This window comes from Candidatus Eisenbacteria bacterium (assembly GCA_016867495.1).
In the GTDB taxonomy this organism is placed as follows: domain Bacteria; phylum Eisenbacteria; class RBG-16-71-46; order CAIMUX01; family VGJL01; genus VGJL01.
This window is the reverse complement of the sequence record VGJL01000014.1, coordinates 25,220-31,583: the sequence shown is the minus strand read 5'-3', so window position 1 is coordinate 31,583 and position 6,364 is coordinate 25,220. Positions and strand designations below refer to the sequence as shown.

Below are 6,364 nucleotides of genomic sequence, written 5' to 3'. Positions count from 1 at the left end.
TTCAAGATGAAGTATGCCGGTGTGGAGGAAGTGACCGCCGAGATCCTACGCGTCGCGCCGATCTACCGGGGCGTCACGGTCAATGGAGCGGATGGCGAGGGGATCTGGGATCCCAGTCTGTTGCCCATGCGGCCGGTCGACCCCGAGCCTAGAGATCTCGACGAGAGGCTGAGTCCGCAAAGCACGATCTTCCTCGATGCGCTGGAAGCGAGATTCGGCCGGTGGTTCGATCAGGAGATCTCGACCGCCCGTGAAGCGCTGTGGAGCCGCATGCAGGCGGCCGGAGCCGACTCCCCCGAGCGCTCGTAGCCAGGGCGCTCGGTCAACCGCGGAGGCGGGCCGTCAGGGCCGCTGCGAGATCCGGATCGACCCGCTTCCCGTGTCGAGACGGACCTTGGCCTCGCCGCCGCCGACCGTCAGCCTGAGTTCGCCCCGTCCGTCGCGGCGGATCCTCGCGTTCGACACATCGCATCGGATGCCGCCGCTCCCCGTGTCGGCGACGAGGTCGACAGATGGATCCTCGGGCAGCTCGAGGTCGACGCCGCCGCTTCCCGTGTCGACCCGGATCGGTCCCGCCCCGAGCCGCTCGAAGGAGACCTCGACATCGCCGCTGCCGGTGTCGATGCTCGCCTCGTCCGATCGGATCGAGACGGCGCGCACGTCTCCGCTGCCGGTGTCGATCCGGAGGCTCCTGCAGTCCGCATCCTCCACCTCGACGTCGCCGCTCCCGGTGTCGACAAAGACCGTCGAGCCGGAGCAGGAGGCGATCCGGACCTCACCGCTGCCGGTGTCGATGTGGAGATCCCCGGCGACATCGAGCGCCTCGACATCCCCGCTTCCCGTGTCGACCTGAAGCTCTCCGTCGATGCCTCTGGACCTGACCGAGCCGCTTTGCGTGTCGAGAAGCAAGTTGGCCTGCACGGACTCTGCGACGATCTCTCCGACTCCGATGTGGACGCCCGCGAATCGGTCTCGGGGGACCTTGATCTTGATGTCCGACCAGATCTCCATCCCGCGGCCGCTTCCGGCGATCTCCACTCGGTCGCGCCCCTTTCCGGGCAGGACCCAGGAGAGCCAGTCCTCCTTCTCTTTCGCGAGGGGGACTGTGAGACGGGTCTTAGACGATCTGCCCATCGGCGGGTAGATGAACTTCCTCTGACCGTCCACCGGATAGCGGATGGCGAGTCGGGCGGACCCTCCCCCCTCGCTGATCTCCGCGCGCAGGATCCCCGGCTTCGCGTCCTTGCCATGGATCGTCCCTTCGATCTCGAAGGCGGCTCCGTCGTGCCCCTCGAGATGGACCGTTCCTGCGAGGTTCGCGATCAGGAGCTTCTCCGTGTCGAGGGAGTAGCGGTACTGCAGATCCAGCGGGGCGCCCTCATCCGCAACCCCCGGAGAAGATATCCCCAGGAGCAAAGCGAACAGGAATAAGAGGGCGGGCGCGAGGCGGCTTATCGACATGGCTTTGGCCTCCTTTGAGATCCCGGGCGCGCTGCCGGGCCGAGCGATCCCGGAACGCTCTCGGCGCGGCCGGCCGGCGGGACACGCCCTTCCTACGGTTGGCGCGCCTGGGATGTTGCGCCCCGACCCCTTGCAGGCGGCCATCACCCGTCGATAGAATCGCCGCGGAGGGCCGCCGCCGCTCCCGTGCCATGGTGCCCGAACTCCCGCAGCGGCGACCTCGGGGAGCCCCGTTCGGAAGGGGGATTGAGCCATGAGCTCCTCGGCTCTTGCAGCGGGCCTGCTTCTCCTCTGGTCCGGCGCCGCCCACGCTGGGAGGAACAACGGGGGCGCGATCATCGTCCACGCCAATGACGCCTACGAGTACTGCCGGGCCACCGCGTGCGCGCCTTCCGTCGGCCTCCCCGCTTCTTGCGGGGAAGCCTCCACGAGCACGAGCAGGCACCTGGGGACGGTCGTCTGGCTCCTCGCCGCTTTCCACGAATCGGCCGAGCCGGCCGTGACGGCAGTCTACTTCGGGATCGACTACGACCTGGCCAACCTTGATCCTGACAGTGCCTTCAGGCCATGCACCAACGACGTCATCGGGAATCCGCCGGTGGAGATCTACGATTCGGGATGGCCCCTGACCGGGTTCGGCTGCACGGTCGGCTGGGCCGAGCCGATCATCGATCGGGTTTTCCCCTTCTATGTGTTCCGGATCGATGGGGGCACCGCGGGCAGCTACTTCGGCGCTGCGGCCAATCCCACCGGAGGGTATGCCGCCTTCGTCGATGATCACAGGCCCCCGATCACGGACGATTGCGCGCGCTTTGGAGTCGTGCGCTGGCACCAGCCGGGCGCGAACGACTGCCCGGCGCCTCCGCTGCCCGGAGCATGCTGCCTCCCCGACGCGAGCTGCACAATTGTCGCCTATCAGGATGTCTGCGAGGAGAGCCACGGCATCTACCAGGGGGACGGCACGACCTGCGAGATGCCCTGCGGCGCGTGCTGCTACTGGCTCGCTGATACGAGACGCCGTTGTGTGGTGACGACCGAGGCCGACTGCTACGACGACGCGCGGTGGGACAACATCAAGATCGAGTACTACGGCCTGATGATCGGCTCCTTCTGGAGTGGCGCAGGGCTGCCCTGCAGCGACGACCCCATGGGTCCAGGATGGTGGTGTCGGCACCCATACGAATGGGAACGGGACTACGGTGCCTGCTGCCTGGCGAACGGTGGTTGCGTCTACGCCGTGGAATCCGAATGCAGGTACTTCGGGCGGGCCTTCCTCGGGGCAGGGGAGGTCTGCGATCTCGGGGCGTGCGCAGAACTCCGTTCCGGAGCCTGCTGCTTCGAGGACGGGACGTGCGTCACCCTGCCCGGAAACGAGTGCTCCGCGGCCTTCATGGGCGTCGGGAGCACTTGCGACCCCAGCCCCTGCAGCCTGCCCCACGTGCGGAGCATCTCGTGGGGAAAGCTCAAGGCGCTGTCTCGCTAGGGCGGTTTGGTTGCAGCTGAGACGCTCGCCTGGCGCATCCGCTCGGTCCGGCCTGTGCGGGCCGTGACGGCGCTCCGGATGAGGAGGGTCCGGTGTACCCGGTGGGCTCCGGCAGCCTGAATTCGCATCCTCCGGACGATTCCCCCTTGCGATCTATCGCCCGCGCGGCGAAGATGGCCGCCGTTCATGGCCGGGAATCGTCTCGGTTAGGATTCAACCGACAGCAGAGGGAGGAGCCATCATGGCCAAGTGCGGATCCGGAATGAAGAAGGCCGCGCCCGCCGCGAAGAAGGCGGCGCCGAAGGCGAAGAAGAAGGCAGCGAAGAAGAAGTAGTAGCCACTGCCTCGAATCTTCATCTGAAGAGAGACGCCGTCGCGGGTCTCCGCGACGGCGTCGTCTCATCCTGCCCGCTCCGGAGCCCTGACCGGCGGCTCCGGCGCCGACTGCCTCTACTCCAGAACGCGGATGTTCTTCTTGGCGCAGATCTCCTTGAGCTGCTTCGGCCACACAGTGACGCTGACCTCGCCCAGATGGGCGGTCCGCAGAAGATACATGTAAGTCCGCGACTGGCCGATTCCGCCTCCGATCGAGAGCGGGATCTTGTCGTTCATGATCGCCTGGTGGTAGGGGAGCTTCAGGAAGTCCATCTGCCCCGAGATCTCGAGCTGCTTCACCAGGGTCTCCTTCGTCACGCGCACGCCCATCGAGGTCAGCTCGTGGCGGCGGCGCGTCACGGGGTTCCAGACCAGGATGTCGCCGTTTAGCCCGTGCATCTTCTTCCCGGGCTTGGGTTCGGTCTCCGTGACCCAGTCGTCGTAGTCGGCCGCGCGCATCTCGTGCGGATAGCCGTCCTGCAGGACCCAGCCGATCCCGATGATGAAGATCGCGGGGGCGACCTCCTGGATGTAGCGCGACTCGCGCTGCTTGCGCGGCAGGTCGGGGTAGCGCTCGAGCATCTCCTCGGCATGGACGAAATGGAGTTCCTCGGGGATCGGCGGGTGCTTGCTCGACTTGAGCTCCGGGTACATCTCCTGGGCCCGCTTGTTGGCCCCGACGATCACCTTCCAGATCCTGCGGACGGTGTCCTTGAGGGTTTCCAGGTTCCGCTGGTCCGCCGTGATCGCCTTCTCCCAGTCCCACTGATCCACGTAGGAGCTGTGATCATGATCGAGGAAGTAGTCCTTGCGGACGGCCCTCATGTCGGTGCAGATCCCCTCGCCGACGTTGCAGTTGAACTCCTTCAGGGCCATCCTCTTCCACTTCGTCGCCGCCTGGACGACCTGCGCCTGGATCGGCTTGTCGAGGCCGAGCCCGCAGGGGAACTCGATCGGCGTGCGGGACCCGTCTCGGTCCAGATAGTCGTTCACGCCGCTCTCGCGGTCCACGATCAGAGGAACCGGGACCATCATCAGGTTCAGTTCCTTGCAGAGGTTTTCCTCGATGTAGCTCTTGATCGCGTGGACCGCCTTCGCCCTCTCCTTGGGCGGAAGGAGCGGCTTGTAATCGGTCGGGAGGATCTTCTCGACCTCCTCGTAGGTGCTGATTCCCGGTCCCGCCAGATCCGCCTTCTTGTCTGCCAATCCCATCAATCCCCTCCCTCTCTCCGTCAGAGAGATTCCCCACTATGAAACCGAAGGATCCCGGAGCGGGATCCGCAGGAAGTCTAGGGCCGCCGCCTGGCAGTCTGCAACCGCATCTCTCGCGGCGCCGCCCCCGGCCGCAAGGGGTCGCCCGGCCGCAGAGCAGCGCGGGCGGGGGCGCCGGAGCGCCGCATGACGGCCGGGCCGCCGCCCGGATCATGTGTCGAAGTAGAGGGCGATCTCCCGCGGGTGAGGCCTCGTCTGAACGTCGGCCAGCTCCTTGCGCTTCAGCTCGATCCACCCCTCGATCAGATCCTCATCGAAGACGCCCCCCTCCAACAGGAAGGCGTGGTCCTTCTCGAGCGCGTCGAGCGCAGCCCTGAGGGAGAGCGGGAGGGTCTTCAGCTTCTTGCGCTGGGACTCGGGGATCTCGGCGAGCTTCTGGTCATAAGGGCCGTAGCCGGCCTCCCGCGGGTCGATCCTGTTGCGGATCCCGTCGAGCCCCGCCATCATCATCCCCGCCATCGAGAGGTAGATGTTGCAGGTCGCGTCCGGCGGGCGGAACTCCATCCGCTTCGTCTCGGGCGTGTTGCCGGCGGCCGGAATCCGGATGGCCGCGCTCCGGTTCGCGAGCCCGTAGATCCTGTTCACGGGAGCTTCGAAGCCGGGGACGAGCCGCTTGTAGGAGTTCGTGCTGGGATTCGTGAGGCCCAGCAGGGCGGGGGAGTGATGCAGCAGCCCTCCGATGTAATAGAGGGCCAGCTCGCTCAGCGAGGCCCATCCCTTCTCGTCCCAGAAGAGAGGCCGGCCCCGGAGGAAGAGGTGCTGATGGATGTGCATGCCGTTGCCGGCCGCATTCCAGAGCGGCTTGGGCATGAAGGTCGCGGTTTTGCCCGCCCGGTCGGCGGCCATGCGGATCATGTACTTGATCGTCATCGTGATGTCGCCCGCGCGCAGAAGGGGATAGAAGAGGATCTCGATCTCGGCCTGCCCCGATCCGCCTCCCTCATGATGGTGGTACTTCACGGGGATGCCGCACGCCTCGATCAGACGGACCATCTCGGAACGCAAGAGGTAGAGACGATCCTGAGGCGGGAGGGCATGGTATCCGCCCCGCAGGGGGAGCGGCGTGCCGCGCAGGTCGGATCTGTCGCTGTTCCACTCCGCTTCCTCGGAGTCGATCTCGTAGGAGCAGGCCTCCACGGCGCAGCGATGGCGCACCGAGTCGAATAGATAGAATTCGAACTCGGGACTCATCATCGCGGCGTCCGCGATCCCTGTGGAACGGAGGAACTCCTCCGCGCGCACGGCCACGCCCCGCGGGTCGCGCCGATACGGCTGGCCGTCCATCCGATAGATGTCGCAGATCAGGCTCATCGTCGGGCGGTCCCAGAAGGGATCGAGCATCCCGGTGTCCGGATCCGGGATCATGGTCATGTCGCTCGTGTGACCCTTGTCGTATCCGGCCACGCTCGATCCGTCGAAGCCGAGTCCCGACTCGAAGAGGGAGGCGTCCAGCCTTCCCACGGGGAGCGTCACATGATGCCAGCGGCCGAGAAGGCTCACGAACTTGAGATCGACCTGCTCGACGCGGTTCTCGTCGATCGTGCGCAGCAGTTTGCGGATCGACTCCTCGCGCCCGGAATGGCGCCCGTCGCCTGTCATGACTTCCTTTCCCCGCCGGATCGTCCGAGGTCCAGTGGCCGCGGCCACGCGTCGGATCCGGCAGCAGCCATTTGAGGATACAAGCTCCCAAACCGGGATCCAACCGGGAACCGCGGCCTCATGACGGTGCCGGCGCGAGCCGGGATCCGATGAGAACCGCGATCTCATGACTGT

At 66.1% G+C, this 6,364-nt stretch carries 4 protein-coding genes; 1 reads left to right on the top strand and 3 read right to left on the bottom strand.

Translation table 11 applies throughout. The features are described 5' to 3' along the window. Positions 1 to 342: 342 nt before the first annotated feature. Positions 343 to 1,800, bottom strand: a complete 1,458-nt coding sequence (locus FJY88_03515; GenBank protein MBM3286408.1) for a DUF4097 domain-containing protein — start codon at positions 1,798 to 1,800, stop codon at positions 343 to 345. Between FJY88_03515 and FJY88_03510 the strand changes: the two genes are divergently transcribed. Then, entirely contained in the window at positions 1,715 to 2,944 is a 1,230-nt protein-coding gene (locus FJY88_03510; protein ID MBM3286407.1) for a hypothetical protein, read from the top strand. The two genes, FJY88_03515 and FJY88_03510, sit on opposite strands and share 86 nt — an antisense overlap. 450 nt (positions 2,945 to 3,394) lie before the next feature. Here the strand turns inward: FJY88_03510 and FJY88_03505 are convergent, their stop codons facing one another. Together FJY88_03505 and glnA are read right to left on the bottom strand one after the other, a co-directional pair. Next, the gene (locus FJY88_03505) at positions 3,395 to 4,525 is read right to left on the bottom strand and encodes an aspartate--ammonia ligase (protein MBM3286406.1); all 1,131 of its coding nucleotides are present in this window, start codon (positions 4,523 to 4,525) and stop codon (positions 3,395 to 3,397) included. A gap of 216 nt (positions 4,526 to 4,741) precedes the next feature. Then, the gene (gene glnA / locus FJY88_03500; protein ID MBM3286405.1) at positions 4,742 to 6,190 is read right to left on the bottom strand and encodes a type I glutamate--ammonia ligase; all 1,449 of its coding nucleotides are present in this window, start codon (positions 6,188 to 6,190) and stop codon (positions 4,742 to 4,744) included. Positions 6,191 to 6,364: the final 174 nt, after the last annotated feature.